Annotated in this window: 22 protein-coding genes; 11 read left to right on the top strand and 11 right to left on the bottom strand. The window is 62.2% G+C overall.

The window, feature by feature from the left end:
- The first annotated feature begins 83 nt into the window (after positions 1–83).
- From AC1Q67_RS21475 to AC1Q67_RS21500, 6 genes are all read left to right on the top strand, one after another.
- Positions 84–1490 (top strand): aminotransferase-like domain-containing protein, encoded by a 1407-nt coding sequence (locus AC1Q67_RS21475; protein WP_492237411.1) that lies wholly within the window; start codon positions 84–86, stop codon positions 1488–1490.
- A 249-nt stretch (positions 1491–1739) separates the two neighbouring features.
- Positions 1740–2957: an ABC transporter substrate-binding protein gene (locus tag AC1Q67_RS21480; protein ID WP_492237410.1), complete on the top strand. Its 1218-nt coding sequence runs from the start codon at positions 1740–1742 to the stop codon at positions 2955–2957.
- Positions 2958–3063: 106 nt separating this feature from the next.
- Positions 3064–3918, top strand: a complete 855-nt coding sequence (locus AC1Q67_RS21485) for a branched-chain amino acid ABC transporter permease (protein ID WP_006019625.1) — start codon at positions 3064–3066, stop codon at positions 3916–3918.
- Between the two features lies 1 nt (position 3919).
- Complete coding sequence (locus tag AC1Q67_RS21490; protein WP_024573770.1) at positions 3920–4849, top strand: branched-chain amino acid ABC transporter permease; 930 nt, start codon at positions 3920–3922, stop codon at positions 4847–4849.
- Positions 4846–5589 (top strand): ABC transporter ATP-binding protein, encoded by a 744-nt coding sequence (locus AC1Q67_RS21495; protein WP_492237409.1) that lies wholly within the window; start codon positions 4846–4848, stop codon positions 5587–5589. The genes AC1Q67_RS21490 and AC1Q67_RS21495 overlap by 4 nt, the downstream gene beginning before the upstream one ends.
- The gene (locus AC1Q67_RS21500) at positions 5576–6283 is read left to right on the top strand and encodes an ABC transporter ATP-binding protein (protein ID WP_024573768.1); all 708 of its coding nucleotides are present in this window, start codon (positions 5576–5578) and stop codon (positions 6281–6283) included. The genes AC1Q67_RS21495 and AC1Q67_RS21500 overlap by 14 nt, the downstream gene beginning before the upstream one ends.
- A gap of 172 nt (positions 6284–6455) precedes the next feature.
- On the opposite strand, the gene AC1Q67_RS21505 is transcribed toward AC1Q67_RS21500, so the two are convergent.
- Positions 6456–6851, bottom strand: a complete 396-nt coding sequence (locus AC1Q67_RS21505; protein WP_024573767.1) for a carboxymuconolactone decarboxylase family protein — start codon at positions 6849–6851, stop codon at positions 6456–6458.
- A gap of 239 nt (positions 6852–7090) precedes the next feature.
- Between AC1Q67_RS21505 and AC1Q67_RS21510 the strand changes: the two genes are divergently transcribed.
- Both AC1Q67_RS21510 and AC1Q67_RS21515 read left to right on the top strand, forming a co-directional pair.
- The gene (locus AC1Q67_RS21510; protein WP_192817760.1) at positions 7091–8299 is read left to right on the top strand and encodes an MFS transporter; all 1209 of its coding nucleotides are present in this window, start codon (positions 7091–7093) and stop codon (positions 8297–8299) included.
- 66 nt (positions 8300–8365) lie between these two features.
- Positions 8366–9220, top strand: coding sequence for an alpha/beta hydrolase (locus AC1Q67_RS21515; protein ID WP_492237408.1), 855 nt, complete (start codon positions 8366–8368; stop codon positions 9218–9220).
- Here AC1Q67_RS21515 and AC1Q67_RS21520 read toward each other — a convergent pair.
- The 3 genes from AC1Q67_RS21520 to AC1Q67_RS21530 all read right to left on the bottom strand — a co-directional run bounded on the left by AC1Q67_RS21520 (position 9217) and on the right by AC1Q67_RS21530 (position 11927).
- Entirely contained in the window at positions 9217–9510 is a 294-nt protein-coding gene (locus AC1Q67_RS21520; protein ID WP_024573764.1) for a hypothetical protein, read from the bottom strand. The two genes, AC1Q67_RS21515 and AC1Q67_RS21520, sit on opposite strands and share 4 nt — an antisense overlap.
- Before the next feature lie 52 nt (positions 9511–9562).
- The gene (locus tag AC1Q67_RS21525; protein ID WP_492237407.1) at positions 9563–10729 is read right to left on the bottom strand and encodes a M20 aminoacylase family protein; all 1167 of its coding nucleotides are present in this window, start codon (positions 10727–10729) and stop codon (positions 9563–9565) included.
- A gap of 67 nt (positions 10730–10796) precedes the next feature.
- Positions 10797–11927 carry a M20/M25/M40 family metallo-hydrolase gene (locus AC1Q67_RS21530; RefSeq protein ID WP_492237488.1) on the bottom strand — a complete coding sequence of 377 codons (1131 nt, stop codon included), beginning with the start codon at positions 11925–11927 and terminating at the stop codon, positions 10797–10799.
- 214 nt (positions 11928–12141) lie between these two features.
- Here AC1Q67_RS21530 and AC1Q67_RS21535 point away from each other — a divergent pair, with 214 nt between their 5' ends.
- On the top strand, positions 12142–13008 hold the full coding sequence (locus AC1Q67_RS21535; protein WP_492237406.1) for a DMT family transporter: 867 nt from the start codon (positions 12142–12144) through the stop codon (positions 13006–13008).
- 94 nt (positions 13009–13102) lie between these two features.
- Here AC1Q67_RS21535 and hppD read toward each other — a convergent pair whose 3' ends face one another.
- On the bottom strand, positions 13103–14227 hold the full coding sequence (hppD, locus tag AC1Q67_RS21540; protein WP_492237405.1) for a 4-hydroxyphenylpyruvate dioxygenase: 1125 nt from the start codon (positions 14225–14227) through the stop codon (positions 13103–13105).
- 142 nt (positions 14228–14369) lie between these two features.
- Between hppD and AC1Q67_RS21545 the strand changes: the two genes are divergently transcribed.
- Positions 14370–14843 (top strand): Lrp/AsnC family transcriptional regulator, encoded by a 474-nt coding sequence (locus AC1Q67_RS21545; RefSeq protein ID WP_492237404.1) that lies wholly within the window; start codon positions 14370–14372, stop codon positions 14841–14843.
- A gap of 179 nt (positions 14844–15022) precedes the next feature.
- On the opposite strand, the gene fahA is transcribed toward AC1Q67_RS21545, so the two are convergent.
- From fahA to AC1Q67_RS21575, 6 genes are all read right to left on the bottom strand, one after another.
- Positions 15023–16294, bottom strand: coding sequence for a fumarylacetoacetase (fahA, locus tag AC1Q67_RS21550; protein WP_492237487.1), 1272 nt, complete (start codon positions 16292–16294; stop codon positions 15023–15025).
- A gap of 15 nt (positions 16295–16309) precedes the next feature.
- Entirely contained in the window at positions 16310–16948 is a 639-nt protein-coding gene (maiA, locus tag AC1Q67_RS21555; protein WP_492237403.1) for a maleylacetoacetate isomerase, read from the bottom strand.
- Between the two features lie 191 nt (positions 16949–17139).
- Complete coding sequence (hmgA, locus tag AC1Q67_RS21560) at positions 17140–18486, bottom strand: homogentisate 1,2-dioxygenase (RefSeq protein ID WP_492237402.1); 1347 nt, start codon at positions 18484–18486, stop codon at positions 17140–17142.
- Between the two features lie 152 nt (positions 18487–18638).
- Positions 18639–19592 carry an MBL fold metallo-hydrolase gene (locus tag AC1Q67_RS21565; RefSeq protein WP_492237401.1) on the bottom strand — a complete coding sequence of 318 codons (954 nt, stop codon included), beginning with the start codon at positions 19590–19592 and terminating at the stop codon, positions 18639–18641.
- Entirely contained in the window at positions 19589–19822 is a 234-nt protein-coding gene (locus AC1Q67_RS21570) for a DUF2783 domain-containing protein (RefSeq protein ID WP_492237400.1), read from the bottom strand. Before AC1Q67_RS21570 ends, AC1Q67_RS21565 begins: the two co-directional genes overlap by 4 nt.
- Positions 19819–21438, bottom strand: a complete 1620-nt coding sequence (locus tag AC1Q67_RS21575; RefSeq protein WP_492237399.1) for an FAD-dependent oxidoreductase — start codon at positions 21436–21438, stop codon at positions 19819–19821. Before AC1Q67_RS21575 ends, AC1Q67_RS21570 begins: the two co-directional genes overlap by 4 nt.
- A gap of 101 nt (positions 21439–21539) precedes the next feature.
- Here AC1Q67_RS21575 and AC1Q67_RS21580 point away from each other — a divergent pair, with 101 nt between their 5' ends.
- Positions 21540–22058, top strand: a complete 519-nt coding sequence (locus AC1Q67_RS21580; protein ID WP_492237398.1) for a MarR family winged helix-turn-helix transcriptional regulator — start codon at positions 21540–21542, stop codon at positions 22056–22058.
- Positions 22059–22351: the final 293 nt, after the last annotated feature.

Consider the following 22351-nt stretch of genomic DNA (forward strand, 5'->3'; position numbering starts at 1 on the left):
CGGCTGCGGAAACTGTATGGTGATGGGGGTACACCACAAGGAACGCTTTGCACAATTTCAGGAAGGCCCGTACCATCCGCAGGATGGGTACAGTTTCCAGTTCCGGCGGCGGCCCCGCACGATCACGCATCGAAACCATTGTCGATGCGATCATTGCGCGGATCGAACGCGGCGCCATCCGGCCCGGCGAACGCCTGCCGTCGATCCGCAGCGCATCGGAATTGTTCGGGGCATCAAAGAATACCATCGTCGATGCCTATGAGCGGCTGGTGGCGTCGGGCCAGATCGAGAGCAAGCCGGGCTCCGGCTTTTATGTCTCGCTGCATCGCCCGAAGCGCGCAGAAACCGCTGAGCCGGCAAAGGTCGAAGCGGTCGACAGCGTCTGGCTGCTGCGCGAGCAACTAGAGAAGCGTTACGAGGTCCGTGTCGGCGACGGCCGCCCGCCTGCGGCCTGGATGGAAGGCTCGGAAGTCGGTCCGTATCTGCGGCCGGTCAGCCGGCCCGGACAACGCAATCTCCCTGAGAGTTACGGCAGCCCCTACGGCCTGCTGCCGCTGCGCCAGCGCATCGCCGGTCTTCTCGCCGAACGGTCGATCGGTGCGGAGCCGACTCAGGTTTTGCTGACTCAGGGCGCCAACGACGCGCTCGACATGATCGTCCGTCAGTTTGTCGAGCCCGGCGATCCGGTCCTTGTCGACAGTCCCGGCTATTATCCGCTGTTCGGCAAACTGCGGCTGGCCAAGGCGCGGCTCATCGGCGTGCGGCGAACCGTCGATGGGCCGGACCCGGACGATCTCGCCGCCAAGGCCGCGAGCACCGGCGCGCGGATGTTCTTCACGCAGTCGCTCGCGCACAATCCAACCGGCTGTTCGATCACGTTGCCGGTCGCCTATCGCCTGCTCCGCACGGCGACCGAGCACAATCTGCGGATTGTCGATTCCGATCCGTTCGCCGACGTGCTCTCGAACAACAGTCCCCGCCTCGCCGCGCTCGATCAGCTCGACCGCGTGATCTATGTCGGCACCTTCGCCAAGACGCTCTCTGCGAGCCTCCGGTCGGGATACATCGCGGCCAACGCCGATACCATTGCGCGGCTCGCCGATCTTAAAATGATCACCCGCGCCAACAGCTCGGGTTACATCGAACAGATCATCTACGACCTGATCACCAGCGGACGCTATCGCGGGCACCTCAAGCGGCTCGGCGGCCGCATCGAAGCCGCCACGCGCCAGGCGAACGACAGCCTGGCGCGGCTCGGCCTGCCGGTGTTCGGCCAGCCACGCGGCGGATTTTACATGTGGTGCGCATTGCCGGAGCACATCGACGACACGCAGCTGTCGCGTGTCGCCGCCGAACGCAGCATCCTGCTGGCGCCTGGCTCGGCGTTCAACCCGGACGCAACGCCGACCGGCCCAGCGATGCGCGTCAATATCGCGCATGTCGGCGATCCGCGGTTTGAAAGCTTCATGGCCGAGCATCGCAATCCATAACGCTCTACCGCCGAACCGCCTCATAAAAATCAAACGGGCCACGATGAATTCGTAGGCATCGCTAAATTTCGGCATCGCAACATTAACGCGCAGCAATAATGTTCCTGCTGCGCTGAAGCGAAATCCGTTTCAAACAGATCCACGCTGCAATCATCCGATCTTTGCTTGACTTGAACTTGTCCGGCCAGCAGTCTGTCGGCGCAAAGAAAAAGCATCGAACACGAATTCAGATGCATTTGGGAGAAACGCATGAAGTCATTTCTCAGCCTGCTCGCAACTGCGAGCATCGTCAGCGCCGGCGCCCTTCTCACTTCAGCTCCGGTCTCCGCCCAGCAAACCATCAAGATCGGCGTCCCGACCTCGGTCCAGCTTCAGGTCGGCCGCGATACGCAAAATGCCATCAAGATGGCCATCGAGGACATCAACAGCAAAGGCGGACTCGTCGGCCGCAAGCTGGAAATGGTGGTTGCGGACGAGACCGAAAATCCTGAACAGGGCATCGCCGCGATCAAGAAGCTCACCGCCGACGACAAGGTCGATGTGCTGATCGGCGGTTACACCAGCGGCGTCACACTCGCCCAGTTGCCGCACATTTCCAACGCGAAGACGATCTATCTCGGTGTCGGTGCGGCCTCTCCTGCCATCACCGCGAAGGTGAAGGCCGATTATGAAAACTACAAGTACATCTTCCGGGTCTCCCCGATCCATGCCGGCCATCAGGCGCGCGCGCTGGTGGACTTCATCAACGGCAAGCTCAAAGGCGAGATGGGCCTGAAGAAAATCGCCATCGTCGGCGAGAACGCCAAGTGGGTGCAGGACCTCGTGCCGATCCTGAAGAAGGGCGCGGTCGAGGGCGGCACCGAAGTGCCGATGGCCGAATTCTTCGATACCTCGACCTCCGACTTCTCTCCGCTGTTCGCGAAGGTGAAATCCAGCGGCGCGCAGTATCTGATCGTGATCCTGTCGCACGCCTCCTCGGACATCTTCGTCAAGCAGTGGCATGACGCGCAGGTGCCGATTCCGATCGGCGGCATCGACGTGAAGAGCCAGGACGCGGACTTCTTCACCCGCGTGAGCGGCAAGGCGCTCTCCGAGACTGTCGGCCTGTTCGCGACCCGTGCCGAACTGACGCCGAAGACGATCCCGTTCTGGGACGAATTCGTGAAGCGTTACGGCACCGCGCCTGTCTACACCGGTGTCGGCGCCTATGACGCGATCTACGTCTACGCGGATGCCGTGAAGCGCGCCAACTCGGTCGAGCCGAATGCGGTGATCAAGGAACTCGAGAAGACGGACTATGTCGGCATCGCCGGCAAGATCCAGTTCGACGAAGTCCATGACGTGAAGACCGGACCCGGCCTGCAGAACCTGCTGTTCGCGCAATGGCAGAAGGACGGCGCACGCATCGTCGTGTGGCCGAAGGCCTCCGAAACGGGAAAGATGATCCCGCCGCCCTGGATGAACTAACTGCACTTGACGTCGTGAGAACGGCGGCCGGTAACGACCTTACCGGCCGCAGTCACCGGAGGCTCCGCCTTCATCTTACGTTTACGTACAAGAACAGCAGGCGGTTATGCTCGAAATCCTGATTTACGGTGCTGTGTCCAGCGCAATCTATGCGTTGCTCGCAGTGGGGTTCACCCTCATCTTCGGTGTGGCCCGCATCCTCAATCTCGCCCACGGCTCGTTTTACGCACTCGGCGCTTACGCAGCCTACGTCTTCACCTCGCTGCTGAACTTCCCGCTGATCATCGCCGCGCCGCTGGCGGTCCTGCTGGTCGCAGGCTTCGGCGTGCTGATGGAGCGCTTTCTGGTCCGGCCGCTGCGCGCGTCGCAGCTCGCCGTGCTGATGATCACGCTGGCGGTCTCGCTCGCGGTGGAACAGGCGCTGTTCATCACCTTCGGCTCCGAATATCGCAATGTCCCCTCCTTCGTGGCCGACAAGATCTCGATCGGCGGCGTCGATATCGGCGGACAGCGGCTGCTCGCGCTGGTCATGAGCGTGCTGGTGCTGCTGCTGCTCTGGCTGTTCATTCAGCGCACGCGGCTTGGCGCAGCCATTCTCGCGGTGTCGCAGGACCCCGAGGCAGCGCAGTACATGGGCATCCCGACCAACCGCATTTTCTCCATCGTGATGGCGATTTCGGCGGGCACCGCCGCGTTCGCCGGCGTACTGGTCTCGCCGTTTCTCACGGTGCAGCCGACCATGGGCCTGCTGCCGATGGTGAAGGCGTTCGCCATCGTCATCGTCGGCGGCCTGGGCTCGATCCCCGGCAGCATCATCGCTTCGCTGATCCTCGGCTACTCGGAGACCATCGTGGCCTATCTGATTTCGACATCGTGGACCGAGCTGGTCTCGCTGGTCGCTGTCGTCATTACCCTCATGATCAGACCGTCCGGAATTCTCGGACGGCGGGCGGCGTTCTGACATGCGGCAAATTTCACCGATCGATATCGCCGGCGGGATTGCCGTCGTCGCCATTCTCGCCCTCGCGCCTGTGCTGATCTCCAGCAACTATCTCACCGGCGTCCTGACCGTCTGCGTCATCTACGGCATCTGGGCCTCGAGCTGGGACTTCATGTCCGGCCTGACCGGCCGCGAAAACTTCGGCCACTCGCTGTTCATCGGCGCGGGCGCCTATACCGCAGGCTTCCTCGCAACGATCTGGTTCGCCAACCCGTGGTACAGCCTGCCTGCGGCAGTCATTGTCGCGGTCGCCTTCAGCATCATCGTCGGCTTTCCGACACTGCGTCTGCGCGGTCCCTATTTTGCGCTGGCGATGCTGTCAGCCTCCGCGATCCTGCAGCGTCTGTGTCTGATCTTCTGGGAACAGACCGGCGGCGAGGAAGGTCTCTACGGCCTCGAACCGCTGATGCGCAATCCGCTGCACTACTACTGGCTGGTGCTGGCGATCCTTGTGGTCACCGTGATCGTGCTGGTGCTTCTGGCGCAATCGCACTGGGGCCTTCTGCTCCGCGCGATTCGCGGCGATGAGGCGACCTGTCAGGCCGCTGGCATCAACGTGACCTTCTACAAGATCGCATCGCTCGCCATCAGCGCGGCCTTCGCCGGGCTCGGCGGCGCGCTGTACGCGCATTACCAGCTACAGGTCTCCCCGCCGCTGTTCTCGGTCGTGGTGTCCATCACCGTCATCATCATGTGCTACGTCGGTGGAATCGGCTCGATCTACGGCGCGGCGATCGCCGCCATCCTGCTCACGCTGCTCACAGAGATGCTGCGCGGGTTCGGCGAGTATCGCCTGTGGATCTACACGCTCACGCTGATGCTGATCCTGTTCTTCCTTCCCAATGGCCTGGTCGCGCCGCTGTGGCGCCGGATGACGGAGCGCTTCCGATGACGGCGCTGCTCGAAGTCAATGACGTCACCAAGCGCTTCGGCGGCCTCACCGCCGTGAAGAACGCAACATTCAAACTGGAGAAGGGCGAGTTCACCGGAATCCTCGGTCCCAACGGTGCGGGCAAAACCACACTGTTCAATATGCTCACCGGCTTTATGGCGCCCACATCCGGAGCTGTCACATTTAACGGTGAAGCGCTGCAAGGACTCGCGCCCTACAAGGTTGTCAACCGCGGCATGGCGCGGACCTTCCAGCTCTGCCGTCCTTTTGTGGGCATGAACCTGCTGGAGAATGTTCTCGTCGCCTGCATGTCGCCTCGTGCGCATCAGGATCACGACAAGGAAGAACGGGCGCGCCATCTGCTCGAACAGGTCGGTCTCGGCGGACGCGGTTCCGAGCCGGTCGAAACGCTGCCCTACGGCGACTTGCGGCGGCTCGAAATCGCGCGCGCGCTGGCGACCCGGCCCGGTCTCCTGTTGCTCGATGAACCCTTCGCGGGCCTCGGCAGCAGCGAGATCGAGCCGCTGGCACAACTGATCAAGCGGCTGCATCGGGAGGAAAACCTGACCATCCTTCTGATCGAACACAAGCTGCGCGAGTTTATGGCGCTGGTCTCGCGGGTGATCGTGATGAATTTCGGCGAGATCATCGCGGCCGGGCCACCCGAGGAGATCGTGAAGAATCCCAAAGTCATCGAGGCCTATATCGGCAAGACGGAGGATGCACATGCCTCTGCTTGAAGTCTCAGACCTGCGCGTCAGCTACGGCAAGGCGCTCGCCATCGAATCCGTGTCGATCAAGGTCGAAAAGGGCGAACTGGTCGGCGTGCTCGGCCCCAACGGCGCCGGCAAGACCACGCTGCTGAAGGCAATCTCGCGCTCCATCGGCTCGCAAGGCACGCTGAAATTCAAGGACCAGACGCTGGACGGTGTCGCGCCCTACGACGTGGTCGCGCGCGGCATCTGCCACTGCCCTGAAGGCCGCAAGCTGTTCTCGGAACTGTCGGTGCTAAAGAACCTCCAGCTCGGCGCTTATCTCCGCAGCAACAAGGCCGAGATCAACGCCGACCTCGAACGTGTGTTCACGCTGTTTCCAGTGCTGCGCGAACGGCAGTGGCAGCAGTCCAGCACACTGTCCGGCGGCGAACAGCAGATGGTGGCCATCGGCCGCGCGCTGATGGGGCGGCCGGAACTGCTGCTGCTCGACGAACCGTCGGTCGGCATCGCACCGCGCCTGAAAGGCCTGATCTTCGACTCGATCCAGCAGATCAGGAAAGACGGCACCGCCATCCTGATTGTCGAGCAGGACGCGACCTCGACGCTGAAGATCACCGACCGAGTGTATGTGCTTGAGCACGGCCGCACCGTCCGCGAGGGGACGGCCAAGGAGATCGCCGGCGACAAATATATCCAGCAGGTTTACCTGGGCGTGTGAGGATTAACCGCAGACCTCATCCAGTTCATTCAGCGAGCGCGATGCGCTCCCTCTCCCCGCTAGCGGGGAGAGGGTTGGGGTGAGGGGCAACCCATGTCGAACGCGAATTCTGCCCCTCACCCGACCGCTTCGCGGTCGACCTCTCCCCGTAAACGGGGAGAGGTGAAAAAGGTTACTTCTTCTCCAATGCGCCTTCGGCCTTGAGCACTTCATGCGCGGCCTTGAAGGCCTCAAGACCCGCGGGAATGCCGCTATACACGGTGGCGTGCAGCAGCACTTCCTTGATCTCATCCACGGTCACGCCATTGGTCAGCGCGCCTTTGACATGGAGCTTGATCTCGTTCGGCGCCTTCAGCGCCGTCAGCATGGCAAGGTTGAGCATGCTGCGGGTCTTTCGATCGAGACCCGGCCGGGTCCAGGCATAACCCCAGCACCACTCGGTGGTGATCTCCTGGAAGGCCATCATGAAGTCGTCGGCCTTGGCGATGCTGCCGTCGACGTAGTCCTTGCCCAGAACGTCGCGACGGACGGCCAGACCCTTTTTGAAATGTTCGCTTTCACCGCTCATGACGTCCTCCCGAGGTTGACCCTGCGATAGGCGAGATCCTACCAGCGCTCCTGTCATGACGGCATTCCACCGGCACGGCAACCGGGCACTGCAACAAAGCTCGCGCGCGCAATTGCATAGGCGTATTCGCAAACTGCCCCTGCTCCTGCGCCGCGAATTGCGGTTCATGGACTGATGACTCACGACACACTCTTCGGGCTTGCCCTGTGACGCCCGCCGCGCCGGATCAGAAACCGGGCATGAAGCCGGTGCATATCGCCCTCAATGTGCTGGCGCTGTGCTTCGCCCTGTCGGTGCTGGGACGCGGCCTCGGCGAAAGCTTCACCGTCTTCCTGCTGCCGATCTCCCAAAGCTTCGGCTGGGACCGGGCGGAGGTCATCTCGATCTATTCACTGGCGGCGCTGGCCGGCGGCCTTTCCGCCCCGGTGATCGGCCGCTTGTTCGACCGCTCCGGCCCCCGCGCGGTGTACTCGCTCGGGCTGGTGCTGCTGGGGGGCGCTTTCTTCACCGCCGCCTACGCGCAGCAGCTCTGGCAATTCCAGTTCAGCCTCGGGCTGTGTGTGGGCCTCGGCATCGCCTGCATCGGCAACGTGCCGAACTCGATCTTGCTCGGCCGCTGGTTCGGCCCGAAATTGCCGACCGCGATGGCGGTGGTCTATTCCGCCACCGGCGCCGGCGTTCTGATCCTGCTGCCGCTGTCGCAGGTCCTGATCGACCGGATGGGCTGGCGCGGCGCGTATCAGATCTTCGGCGCGACCGCGCTGATCCTCCTGCTGCCCCTGCTCCTTCTGCCATGGAAACTGTTTTCAGCGGGGTCCGCCACGCTCGCGAAGACCACGGCCGCCGCCGATCTGATCGATGAAGGCTGGACGCTGCTCAGCGCGGTGCGCCATCACGCATTCTGGGCGTTGTTCTCGACATTTTTCTTCACCGCAATCGGCATGTTTTCGCTGTCGGCGCAAATCGTCGCGTATCTGATCGATGCCGGCTTCCCGCCGTTGCAGGCCGCGACGGCATGGGGTTTCAGCGGCGTGGTGCTGCTGTTCGGCATGCTCGGCGTCACCTGGCTCGACGGAATCATCGGCCGGCGGCGCTCGGTGCTGTTCAGCTACGCGCTGTCGATCATCGGCATCGCCCTGCTCTGGCTGCTGAAATCCTATCCCAACATCTGGCTGCTCAGCGCCTTCGTCATCTGCTTCGGCAGCATGATCGGCTCACGCGGCCCGCTGATCACCGCGACCGCGATGAAGATCTTCCGCGGCGAGCGCGTCGGCACGATCTACGGGACGATCTCCATCGGCAGCGGGCTGGGCGCGGCGTTCGGCTCATGGGCCGGCGGCCTGATCCATGACGTAACCGGCAGCTACGACGCATTGCTGCTGTTCGCCCTCATCAGCGTGATCCTCGGCATGATTCCGTTCCTCGTCGTGCCCGCACTGCGGCAGTAAATAGCGGGTTGCGCCGATGCCTCGCAGTTGCGATCATCACGACAGGACGAAACCGGGGATGTTCTCATGAGCGCGCCTGTCGATGCACCGGATTGGCGCAAGCTGACACAGGAGCAGCTCGATCTCGGCTTCAACAACACGCTGCATGTGCCCGAGACCGCGACCATCGTCGCCGAATGGGATCGCCTCTCTGCGCAGATGCGCGCCCGGCATCCGCAATCCCTCGACCTTCGCTACGGGCCGCGCGAGCGCAACCGGATTGATTTTCTGAAAGCGAAGGACGGCGGACCCACGCTGGTCTTTATTCATGGCGGCTACTGGCAGACCCGTGCGAAGGAAAACTTCACCTTCTGTGCGGCGGGGCCCATGGCCCACGGCATCAACGTCGCCCTGATCGGCTATACGCTCGCGCCTGACGCCACTCTTGACCTGATCGTGGACGAAGTCCGCATCGGCATCGACTACCTTGTGGCCGAGCTTCCGGCGCTCGGCGGCGACCCGGCGAAAATGATCGTGTCGGGCTGGTCGGCTGGGGGGCATCTGTCGTCGATGTCGCTTGGTCATCCGCACATCAAGGCCGGGCTTCTGATCAGCGGCATCTACGATCTCGAGCCGATCAGCCACAGCTATCTGAACGCCAAGCTCAACCTCGACGACGCAACGATCCAGCGCAATTCGCCAATGCGCAATCCCGGCGGCGTGAACAAGCCGCTCGTCATCGTCGCGGGCAGCGGCGAATTGCCATTGCTACGCAAGCAGTCCGCCGACTACGCCGCGCACCGCGCGGCGTATGGATTGCCGGTTGTTTACGAAGAAATCCCGAAGGCGAACCATTTCACCATGATGGATGAACTGGCCTCGCCCTCAGGCCGCCTCACCACGCTGGTGCGGCAATTGTTCGAGCAACGCTGGATGCCTTAGAGATCGAGCACTACAGTCCCCGAAACGGCATCAGTGAGGCCGCGTCCGTCGCCCTGATCCTCGAGAAGGGACCTGAAGCTGTCGAGTGTCTTGATCATGGCGGGCCGCGCAGCAACCAGCGCTTCCTGACTGGACCACGCACCGATGAGACAGAACGTTTGCTCGCCGGTCTGGATAATAAAGCCGCGCTCGAGGCCCGGCCATTTGGCCTTGCCGTTCCGGTGCGCATCAAGGAAGGCGGCCTGTTCGCCGGACTTCACCCTGAACTTGACGACATTGTAGACCTGCATGATGCGCTCCAATCTACTGGATGACGATCCCGGGCAGAATCTGGATTCGCTTTTACGCCACCAACGGCATCCGCCGCTCGATGATACGCGAGAACAGGCTGGCGCCAACAGGCAGGATGCCGTCGTCCAGAACGAATCCCGGATTGTGCAGCGGCACCGATCCCTCGTGGCCGAGCCAGAAATAAGCGCCCGGCACCTTCAGCAGCATGTCGGCGAAATCCTCGCTGCCCATTTTCGGCGTCGGCGTGGTCAACACATTGTCTTTCCCGACAACGTCCCGCGCCACATCCGCCACGAAATGCGATTGCTCTTCGTGGTTGATCAGCACCGAGAAGATGTCGCGAATCTCGACCCTGATCTCGACCTGAAACGCCGCAGCCATGCCCGCCGCGATGGTGCGCATCCGGTCGCGGATCTGCAGCCTGATCTTTTCGGAGAAGGTGCGCACCGTCCCTGCCAGCGTCGCCTCGCCCGGAATGACGTTGTAGGCCGAGCCGGCGTGAATCTGCGTGATCGACAGCACCGCGGATTTCAGCGGATCGACATTGCGGCTGACGATGGTTTGCAGCGCCTGGCCGAGCGTCATCGCAATCACCACGGGATCGCGTGACATTTCCGGCATCGCGCCGTGGCTGCCGTAGCCGGTGATGGTGATGTCGAAGAAGTCCGCGCAGGCCATGCTCGGCCCCGGGAAGACCACGACCTGACCCGGATCAAGCTGTGGTGCATTGTGCAGCCCGTAGACTTCATCGAGCGGAAACTTCTCGAACAGACCATCCTTGATCATCGCGCGCGCGCCGCCCAGCCCCTCTTCCGCAGGCTGGAAGATGAAAGCCACCGTGCCGTCGAAGTTGCGCGTCTCGGCAAGATAGCGCGCGGTGCCGAGCAGAATGGTGGTGTGGCCGTCGTGGCCGCAGCCATGGAAGCGATCGGGAATCGTGGAGCGCCAGCTCAGATTGGTCTTTTCCTCCATCGGCAGCGCGTCCATGTCCGCGCGCAGGCCGATCCGCTTCTTGCCGTTGCCCTTGCCCTTCAGCAAACCGACAACGCCGGTGCCGCCGAGGCCGCGATGTACCTCGATGCCCCAGCCGGCGAGCTTTTCCGCGACAATGCCGGACGTGCGATGTTCCTCGAAGCCGATTTCGGGATGGGCATGAAGATCGCGGCGGATGGCAATGAGTTCGTCTGTATAGCTTTCGATCAGTTCAATATTGGACATGCGGCGTCATCCCGTTTCGTAAGATCATTTATGACAAAGCCTGAACGCGCGGCCTCATCTTGGCAAATCATTGCAGGCTGGCCAAGAGACCGGCCATCAACCTTCCACGCTCGACCAGGCTGTCGACTTCGATATGCTCGTTCAGCGTGTGGTAATCCGCGCCGCGAACCCCAAGGCCGTCGAGGGTCGGCAGGCCCATCGCCCCGGTAAAGTTTCCATCGGAACCGCCGCCAGAACTGCCCTGGATCAGATCAAGGCCGAGTTTCGCGCCCACCGCACGCGCCTGCTCATACAGCGCCATGGTGCCAGCGTTGGGTTCCCAGACCGGGCGTGTCACACCGCGCGTCACCTTGAATGTGACATCGTTCGCCGTGCCGTTCAGCGCGAGCATTCGCTCGACGCCTCGGTCGAGATCGGACTGTCGCTTCGCCATGCTCAGCGCCTCGCCGCGGCAGATCGAGGCCACGCAGTTGACCCACTGCCCGCCATGCACGACGCCGACGCTGAAGGTGCAATCGTCGCCGGTCATGCCGTCGATGGCGATGATCTGCCGCGCCATCTCGCGGATGGCCGACCGTCCGGCGGCCAATGTTGCGCCCGCATGGCTCGGCTTCCCGGCGGCCTCCAGATTGAACCGGGCAATCGCGTAACGGCCGGTGATGACGCCGGCATTCCTGAACGCGGGCTCCGGCACCAGCACGTACCTGTTTCGCGCCGCCTCCGCCTCGATGATATCGCGCGTGCTCGGTGTGCCGACCTCCTCGTCGGGCGTGAACAAAACCGTCACCGGCAGCGGTATCGTGACCGACGCCTTGGCGAGTTGCCGGATCGCCTCGAGCGAGGCGTAGTTGCCGCCCTTCATGTCGAGAATGCCGGGCCCGTAGCACTTGCTTCCCTCGCGCCGCCACGGAAGTTTCTCTAGCGTTCCGATGGGATGAACCGTATCCATGTGCCCGGCGATCAGGATGCCCGGCTGTCCCTGCTTCGGATGCGGAAATCGCGCCCGGATGCAACCGCCGAAGCCCTGCCGTCCGGCGATATACTCGATCGAGGCGCCACTGAGCGCCATATCGCGCGCGGCGAGTTCAAGCATGCGGTTGACCGCCGCGGCGTCCCAGGTCGGGCTTTCACATTCGACCCACGGGCGCAGGCCCGCCAGCATGGTCTCGGTATCGAACGGCAATGAGGCGGGATCGATCAAGGCGTGTCCTCTCGTTTTGCTTGTTTTACGGCAGGAACTGGTGCCCCGCTCGCCCTGATCGTTGCAGGTTCAGCCACCGATTCACAATGCAAACTTGACGGGCCTGCTGCGAGTTTCGCGATGTTGCGGGCTCATAAGAGATTGCGTAAGCAGACCGTCCAACAAATCGGGGGCTTAAGATGTCGATTTGCGGTGCAGCACGGAGGCGCGAGTGACGCAATCGGTCGTTGCGATGCAGCCTTCCAACACGAAGGCCGCCGGCTGGATGGCCGGCTGGCTCACCCTGATGCTGGTGCTGCTGGTCGCCGGGCGCGAAGCGACGCGCGAACTCGACGTGTTTCAGATCATGGAAATGCGGTCGGTCATCGGTCTGCTGATGCTGTATCCGCTGATCCACATGAGCGGCGGCCTTGCGGGCATGAAGACTGCGCGGCCGCTCACCCATATCGTCCGCAACATCGTCCACTACGCCGCCCAGTACGGCTGGTTTCTCGCGCTCACGCTGATTCCGCTCGCGCAGGTGGTCGCCATCGAATTCACCATGCCGATCTGGACCGCGCTGCTCGCCGTGAGTTTCATTGGCGAGCGCCTGAATGTCTGGAAAGTGCTGGCGATCGTGCTGGGGCTGATCGGCGTGATCGTCATTGTGCAGCCCGGCGTCGCGCAGATCAGTCCGGGCCAGTTGATCATGGTTCTGGCGGCGATGGGATTTGGCGCCGCCATTGTCATGGTGAAATCCCTCACCCGCACCGACTCCGTCACCGTGATCATCTTCTGGATGCTGGTGATCCAGTCGGCCATCGGATTGATTCCGGCGATGTACACTTGGCACTGGCCGTCGGCTCACGTCTGGCCGTGGATTCTGGTGATTGCGTTCTGCGGAACCTATTCGCACTACTGCTTCGCGCAGGCGATGCGCTATGCCGACGCCACTGTCGTCGTGCCAATGGATTTTCTGCGCGTCCCGCTCTCGGCGACGCTCGGCTGGCTGCTCTATTCCGAGCGGGTTGATGCCGCGACTGTCATCGGCGCAGCGCTGATCCTGACCGGCAACCTGCTCAACCTGAAGCGGTCGTAGACGAGACCTCTTGTCATTGCGAGGAGCGAAAGCGACGAAGCAATCCACTCTTCAATGGATTGCTTCGCTTCGCTCGCAATGACGTCGGAAATGTTTAAGCCGCGCTCTTCTTGTCCACCGACAGCACGCCGCGCCGTATCTGGTCTTCTTCAATGGACTCGAACAGCGCCTTGAAGTTGCCTTCGCCGAAACCGTCGTCGCCCTTGCGCTGGATAAACTCGAAGAAAATCGGTCCGATCGCATTGGCCGAGAAGATCTGCAGCAGCACTTTGGTATGCCCGCCATCGACCACGCCCTCGCCGTCGATCAGGATGCCGTTCTTCTGAAGCCGTGCGACGTCCTCGCCATGTTTCGGCAGCCGCGTATCGATCTTCTCGAAATAGGTATCCGGGGGCGGCGGCATGAACGGGAGGCCATCCGCGCGCAGCTTTTCGATGGTGTGATAGATGTCCTTCACGCCGCAGGCGATGTGCTGGATGCCCTCGCCGCGATAGATGTTGAGATATTCCTCGATCTGTCCGGAATCGCCCGCATCCTCGTTGATCGGAATCCGGATCTTGCCGTCCGGGCTGGTCAGCGCACGCGAAAAGAGACCGGAGGCCCTGCCCTCGATGTCGAAGAAGCGAATCTGCCGGAAATTGAACAGCTTCTCATAGAAGCCGGTCCAGACGTCCATGCGGCCGCGATGCACGTTGTGGGTCAGGTGATCGATATAGAACAGCCCCGCACCATCGGGATGAATGTCCTTCAGCCCGAGCCAGTCGAACTCGGTGTCGTAAGCCGAGCCCTTCTTGCCATAGCGATCGACAAAATATAACAGGCTGCCGCCGATGCCCTTGATCGCGGGCACGTCCAGCGCCTTGCGGGATGACGTCTCATCAGCGGGCTCCGCGCCAAGCGACAGCGCGCGTTCATAGGCCCGCTTTGCATCCACCACACGGAACGCCATCGACGGCGCGCACGGGCCATGCATGGCGACGAAATCGTATCCATGAGTGCCGGGCTGCTCGTTGACGAGATAGTTCACATCACCCTGACGATAGACCGTGATCGCCTTGGTCTTGTGGCGGGCGACCGCCGTGAATCCCATCAGGCGGAACAGCGCATGAAGCTTTTCCGGCTCTGGATGCGCATACTCAACGAACTCGAAGCCGTCGGTGCCCATCGGGTTCTGTTCGGAAATGACGGCGGCCGGCGCGTCGTGCGGAAACGGACCCATGGCGATCTCCTCTTTGCCAGTCTGCGCTGGCGATTCCTGATCTGAAGGAAGCATGAGCCGCTTTTCATGCAATGGGCGTGCAAAATCGGGCACATTTTGCTAATATCACGCACATATCGTGCATTTTTGAAGGATTGTGCGCATGGTTTCGCTGGACGGTTTCGACCTCAAGATCCTTGCCGCGCTTCAGGACGACGGCCGCCTGACCAATCAGCAACTCGCCGACATCGCGGGCCTGTCGGCGTCGCAGTGCTCGCGACGCCGTACGCGGCTGGAAGGCGAGAAGGTGATCGCCGGCTATCACGCCGACCTCGCCAGCGAAGCGCTCGGCTTCAACGTACTGGCCTTCATTCAGATCACGCTGGCGACCCACTCGCCGAACAACGCCAAGCGCTTTCGCGACCTGATGCGGCGGGTTGACGAGATTCAGGAAGCCTATTCGCTGACCGGCGATGCCGACTATCTGCTGAAGGTGGTGCTGAGCGATCTCAAGAGCCTGTCCGACATCGTCAACAATGTGCTGATGCCGCACGACAGTGTGGCGCATGTGCGCTCGTCCATCGTGCTCGACCGGCTGAAGACGACAAGGAAATTGCCGCTGAAGAAGCTGGGTTAAAGGGCAGGACGTTCCACATCCGCGATCGGTCCCCTCTCCCGTGGGGAGAGGGTTGGGGTGAGGGCGTAGAATCCATCGCGAGAGCGTACCCCCTCACCCGCCGCGCTTCGCGCGTCGACCTCTCCCCATGGGAGAGGTATAGACACGCTACCGATAACGCCCTTGCAAACACCCCTGTATCAAACCGACGGCAAAATCGTCCCCTCGACCTCGCCAAAACCGATGCGATAGCCGTCGCCCCGACACCAGCCGCGCATGGTGAGCGAGTCGCCGTCCTCGAGGAACGAGCGTTGCACGCTATTGCCGAGATCGAGCGGCTCCGCGCCGCCCCAACTCAGCTCCAGCATGCTGCCGCGCTCGCTTTTCTCGGGGCCGCTGATGGTGCCGGACCCCAGAAGGTCTCCGACATTCATTGCGCAGCCGGATGACGCATGATGCACAAGCTGCTGCACCGAGGACCAGTACATGTATTTGAAGTTGGTGCGGCAGATACCCGCCGCCTCCTTCATCGTCTCGGTCTTGAGATCGACGGCCAGTTGCAGGTCGTAGTTGTTCGCGCCCTTCTGCTGCAGATACGGCAGCGGCACCGGGTCTTGCGCCGGCCCCTTGACGCGGAACGGCTCCAGCGCCTCGCGTGTCACGATCCACGGGCTGATCGAGGTGCCGAACGCCTTGGCCTGAAACGGACCGAGCGGCACATATTCCCATGCCTGTATGTCGCGCGCGCTCCAGTCATTCAGCAGCGTGAAGCCGAAAATCATCTCCTCGGCCTGCTGTTCGGTCAGCATCTCGCCCATCGCCGACGCCTGCCCGATCACGACACCCATCTCCAGCTCGAAATCGAGCCGCTTGCAGGGACCGAACACCGGATGCTCCGCCGTCGGCGGCTTGAGCTGCCCACGCGGACGGCGGATCGGCGTGCCGCTGACCACCACTGTCGATGCGCGTCCGTTGTAGCCGATCGGAATCGACAGCCAGTTCGGCATCAGGGCGTTGTCCTTGCCGCGGAACATGATGCCTACATTGGTGGCGTGTTCCTTCGACGAATAGAAATCGGTGAAGCCCTGCACGGCGATCGGCATATGCATGTCGGCGAAATTGCGCGGGACCAGCGCGCGCCGCCGCAGCTCCATGTTGTCGCGCAATTCCGGATGATCGTGACGCAACAGTTCGCTGATCCGCGCGCGTGTCTTGCGCCACACCTTCGGGCCAAGCGCCATGAAATCATTCAAGGAGGGTTTTGCGAAGACATTCGCCGCTCCATCGACACGCAACAGGCCCGCCGCTTCCAGTGCCGCAAGATCGAGCACGAAATCGCCGATGGCAACGCCCACGCGCAGGTCTGGCTGCTCCGGCGTGAAGAAGACGCCATACGGCAGGTTCTGGATCGGGAAATCCGACGACGGATCGACCTCAATGAATGAGCGCAGCTTCGGATCGTTCGGGTGCATCGTATCCATCCATGTCTATTCCGCGTCGGGCTGACGGCCCGGTTCAGCCGCAGCAAAGGCTTCGAGCTTCGCGGCGGCGGCATCGAGCGCCACGATACGCTTGTAGGGCGCAAGATCCACACCGAAGCGGCGCGCGTTGAACACCTGCGGCACGAGACAGATGTCCGCCAGCGTCGGCTGGTCGCCGAGCGCAAACGGCCCCGGCAGATGCGCCAGCCGCGCCTCCACCGCATCGAAGCCGGTCTCGATCCAGTGCTTCGACCACGCCCCGCGCGTCGCCTCATCGACGCCCATGTCGATCAGGCGGTTCAGCACACGCAGGTTGCCGATGGGATGAATATCGGCGGCGACCACCAGCGCGATCTCGCGCGCAATCGCCCGCCCCTTCGCATCCGGCGGCAGCAGCGGCGGATGCGGATGGGTCTCGTCGAGATATTCGATGATGGCGATCGACTGCGCCAGTTCGAGATCGTCGTCGATCCAGTACGGCACAAGGCCCGCCGGATTGATCTTGCGGTAGGCCGACTGCGTCTGCTCGCCCTTGCGCAGATGCACGAAGCGGTGATCCGCGCTCAACCCTTTCAGATTGAGCGCGATGCGCACGCGATAGGCCGCGGTCGAGCGAAAGTAACCGTACAGAACAGCGTCAGTCATATTGGTATTCCAAATTCGATTTCGGCGGGCTGCCCACCTCTCCCGTGGGGAGAGGTCGGATCGCGCAAGCGATCCGGGTGAGGGCATAGAATCTCTCGATGAATCTGGATCCCCTCACCCCGACCCTCTCCCCACAGGGGAGAGGGAGTGACATTGCTGCCGTTTCAATACCACTCATCAATTCAACGACGTTAAGGCTTCGACGGGTCGAAGCGGCGCTCCAGCCCCTGCCAGCAATCGGCGTAGTCATCCTGCAGCGCGCTCGTGGTGGCTGCGAACTGCGTCACCCGCTGCGGAAACCGCGTCTCGAACATGAAGGCCATGGTGCCGGTCAGCTTCACAGGCTTCAGTTCGCCATTGCTGGCGTGATCGAACGCCTCGCGGTCCGGGCCATGCGGCAGCATCATGTTATGCAGGCTGATGCCGCCGGGCTCGAAGCCATGGGGCTTGGCGTCATAGGCGCCATACAGCAGTCCCATGAATTCCGACATGATGTTCATGTGATACCACGGCGGACGGAAGGTGTTTTCCGCCACCATCCAGCGTTCCGGGAAGATCACAAAGTCGATATTCGCGGTGCCTGCCGTCTCCGACGGCGACGTCAGCACAGTGAAGATCGACGGATCGGGATGATCGAAGCCGATGGCGCCGATCGGCGAGAACGTGCGCAGGTCATATTTATACGGCGCATAGTTGCCGTGCCACGCCACCACATCAATGGGCGAATACGGCAGTTTAGTCATGAACAGCGAGCCGCCCCACTTCACATAAAGCTCGGTCGGCGTTTCCTTGTCCTCATAGGCCGCCACCGGCGTCAGGAAGTCGCGCGAGTTGGCGAGGCAGTTGGCGCCGATCGGCCCGCGCTCCGGCAGCGTGAATGCGCCGCCATAGTTCTCGCAAAGATAGCCGCGCGCCGGGCCATTCGGAATCTCGACACGAAACTTAACTCCGCGCGGGATCAACGCGATCTCGCCGGGCTCGATGTCGATAATGCCGAATTCAGTAATAAGGCGCAGATTGCCTTCCTGCGCGACGAACATCATCTCGCCGTCGGCATTGTAGAAATTCTGGTCCACCATGGATTTGGTAATGAGGTAGACATGCGCCGCCATGCCGGCCTGGGTATTGGCGTCGCCCGCCGTGGTCATGGTGTAAACGCCCTGCAGGAAGGTCTGGCCTTCCTTCGGTAACGGCAGCGGATCCCAGCGCAGTTGCGCGATCGGCAGATCGTATTCGGTGCACGGCGCGGTGCGCCAGTATCCGGCATCGACCTTGGTGAAACGGCCCGAATGTTTCACCGACGGGCGAATGCGATACAGCCACGAGCGTTCGTTGGTGCCGCGCGGCGCGGTAAACGGCGAGCCCGATAACTGCTCGGCATAAAGCCCGTAAGCGCAATTCTGCGGCGAGTTGCGCCCGATCGGCAGCGCGCCCGGCAACGCCTCGGTCTCGAAGCTGTTGCCGAAGCCGGACATATAACCCGGCGTCACACCATGCGAGCCCTGACTCATAACCTTGGGTGCAGTGTTGATGTTCATCTCACTCTCCATCAGCGCGAGATTCAAGTTCCTGAAACGTCATTGCGAGCGAAGCGAAGCAATCCACTCTTTCTATATCGCTTTATGGATTGCTTCGTCGCTCTCGCTCCTCGCAATGACGGACCTACTTCTCTAGATACATTCGCCCTGCTTCATCCTTGCAAAGCTGCCCACATTTCGCGGTCGCGCTTGTCGGTCCAGATCACCGGATCGTCGATTCCGGATGCTTCGTCGAAAGCGCGCGAGACATTGAACGGCAGACAGTGTTCGTAGATCGCGAAGGAGGAGAACTTCGGGTCCATCACCTCGCGGGTCGCGGCCATGGTCTCCTTGAGCGAACGTCCCTTCGCCACCGACAGCTCCGCAGCGCCGTACAACGTCGTGACGAAATCGCGCGTCATGGCGATGGCCTCGTTCACCGTCGCCTCGCCCTTCAGGGCGTCGCCGCGGCCCGGCGCAACGGCCTTCGGATTGAACTCGCGGATTTCATTCAGGGTCAGCGGCCATTCCCGCAGCAGCGCGTCGCCGCAATAGCAGGCCGAGTGATATTCGATCAGATCGCCGGAGCACATCACCTGCGCATCGGGCACCCAGGCCACGATGTCGCCGGAGGTATGGCCCGCGCCGAGATGCATCAGCTGCACCTCGCGCTTGCCGAGATAAAGCGTCATGCCGGTGTCGAAGGTGATCGTCGGCCATGTCAGGCCGGGAATGCTCTCGGCGTCGCGGAACAGGCGCGGAAACCGGCCATATTCGGAATCCCAGTCCTGCTGGCCGCGCTCCACGATCAGCCGCTGGGTCTCGGACGAGGCGACGATGCCCTGCGCCTTGTAGGCCGACGCGCCGAGCACGCGCACGGCGTGATAGTGCGACAGCACGACATATTTGATCGGCTTGTCGGTCACGGTCTTGACGCGTTCGATCACGCTGTTGGCCATCGCCGGCGTCGCCTGCGCATCGAACACGATGCAGCCATCATCGCCGACAATCACCGCCGTATTCGGATCACCCTCAGCAGTGAAGGCATAAATGTCCGGACCGATCTCGGAGAAGGTGATTGTCTTCTCCGCCATATCGCCGGTCGAGGCGAAACCCTTTGCGCTCATTTTGCGTCCTTTTCTGAATTGGTCTTGTCGCCGCCCTGCGCGAGCTGGCGCTTCGCCAGCGCAATCGCCTCACGCAGCACGTCAGCATCGCCGACATGATTGGCGAGGATCAGCACCAGCGCCGTATCCAGCGATGCGCTGTCTTCATCGCTGAGCCCGCGATGGGCCTCCACTACCAGCCGATAGGCGGTGTCGGGATCGCTGAAATTCGACGTGGTCGAGAGTGTCATCGCGCGGCTCTCCCGCTGGCGCGGGCCATGGCGGCTTCGACAGCCGCGGCCGTCGGCTTCCTGAAACGTGCCGCGACGTAACCATCCGGGCGGAGCAGATAGGCCGTACCTTCCGGCGCATCGTAGCGTTTGGCGAACAGCCCGGATGAATCGCGCAGCGGCGCGTTTTCCCCGACAGAGATGGTCCTGCAACCGGAATGATCGCCGCCGTTCAGCCCCGCTTGCAGCAGCACGAAACCGCCCTCGCCCTGCTCGATGAAGGCCTCGGTGAGATAGATCGGCTTGCCGCTCGCGGTCGTCAGCGGCGCATCAATCATATGCGCGCCGGGACGCGGACCCGCCGCCCAGGCGTCAGTGTCCGGCGTCGACAGCGGCGATTCATAGACCGACGGCGTGGACAGTCGCCCGCCGTTGACCATGCGTTTGGCAAATTCGGTTTCCTTCGCCAGCCGCAGCACGGCCTGCCGCATCCGGCTCTCCTGCTTCGAATGCGGCGCGATGAAGTCGGTCGAGCGGGTGGAAGCGCGGATATTTTCGTCGGCTGCAGCACTGCGCTCGATCTCGTAGCTGTCGAGCAGCGCCATCGGCGCTTCGCCGCGCAGGATCAGCGAGAGTTTCCACGCCACATTCTCCGCATCCTCAAGACCGGAGTTCGCGCCACGCGCGCCGAACGGCGAGACCTGATGCGCCGAGTCACCAGCGAAGATCACGCGCTCATGGACGAAGCGCTGCATGCGGCGGCACTGGAACTTGTAGATCGATATCCATTCGAAATCGAAATTGGCATGACCCAGCATCCGCTCGATCCGCGGCCGCACATTCTCCGGCAATCGTTCGACGGCGGGATCGGCATCCGGCCCGAGCTGCAGGTCGATCCGCCAGACATCGTCCGGTTGGCGATGCAGCAGCGCGGACTGGCCGGAATGAAACGGCGGATCGAACCAGAACCAGCGTTCGGTCGGAAACTCCGCCGTCATCTTCACATCCGCGATCAGGAACTGATCCTCGAACACCTCCCCGGTGAATTCCGCGCCGACAAAGCCGCGCAGCGCGGAGCGCGCGCCGTCGCAGGCAACCACATAGTCTGTTTTCAGATGATAACGCCCGTCCGGCGTGTCGATCGCGAGCACAACATGATCGTTGCGCTGGTCGAGGCCGACGACCTTGTTGCGCCAGCGCAGATCGACCTGCGGCAGTTCGCTGGCGCGATCGACCAGAAAGGCCTCGGCGTAATACTGCTGGAGATTGATGAAGGCCGGCATCTTGTGGCCGTCTTCCGGCAGCAGGTCGAAGCGGTAGAGCATGTCATCGTTCAGGAAGATCTTGCCGACCTTCCACACGACGCCCTTCTCCACCATGCGTTCGCCGACCCCGAGACGGTCCCACAGTTCCAGCGAACGTTTGGAGAAACAGATCGCGCGCGAGCCGTCGCCGATCCGGTCGGCGTCATCCAGCAGGACGACACTGTGCCCACGCTGCGCCAGATCGATCGCCAGCGTGAGGCCGACGGGGCCCGCGCCCACCACCACGACCGGGTGGCGCGCGGCATCCGCTGCCGTCCGGTCCTGATCTGAATGGCGGCGATAGCCGAACTGAATAATCCGTGATACCGGCACGTTTCGTCCCTGATTTGGCTGGTCTGTCCGTTGCGGGCTTCTTGAACGAAGCTCTGGCGGGAAGCTTAGACCAAGGCTATTATCGTTGCAACTGCAACCAAATGGCCAGGCTCGCCGCCCGGCCAAACCGGACATTTTCTGTGACCAAGCTCGATCTCTTCAAATTCGTGCCGTTCCGCCTGAACCGGCTGGCTGCGGAAGTCAGCGCGGCGCTGTCCAGCGAGTACAGCGAGCGCTACGGCCTCGATATTCCGGAATGGCGGGTGCTGGCGACACTCGGTTTCCGCGATGACGCCTGCACGGCGCAATACATCGCCTATTGCACCCGCACACATAAATCGACCATCAGCCGGGCCGTCGCCCACCTGCTCGAGCAGCAACTGATCGAGCGCGTCGAGAATGTGGACGACCGCCGCGAACTGGCGCTGCAGATCACCCGCAAGGGCCGCGCTCTCTATGAGGAGCTTATTCCCCGCCTGCTCCGCAAGGAACAGGACATCCTGTCATGCCTGACGGCGGCGGAGCGGAAGGAGTTCGCAAACGCGCTGGGTAAGATCGAGCAGCAGCTCGACCTCGTGCAGACCGCAAAAGACGCGCGCGCCAAGAAGGATGCGTATTAGGGCAACGCAGTCGTCATCACCGGGCTTGTTCCGGTGATCCACGTCTTTGTTGCGAGCTTTGAGGGAAGACGTGGATGGCCGGGACATAGGCAAGCGGAAGCGACGCCGTTCTTCGAACGGCTATGCCCGGCCATCCGATTGATAACAGAGGATGACAACGCAGCGGCACAATCTGCTCCCTCTCCCGTGGGGAGAGGGTTGGGGTGAGAGCGTAGAATCTATTGTGAGAGCGTACCCCCTCACCCGATGCACTCCGTGCATCGACCTCTCCCCACGGAGAGGTGAAGAGAAGG

The sequence above is a fragment of the Afipia sp. GW823-FHT06G09 genome (assembly GCF_058794875.1).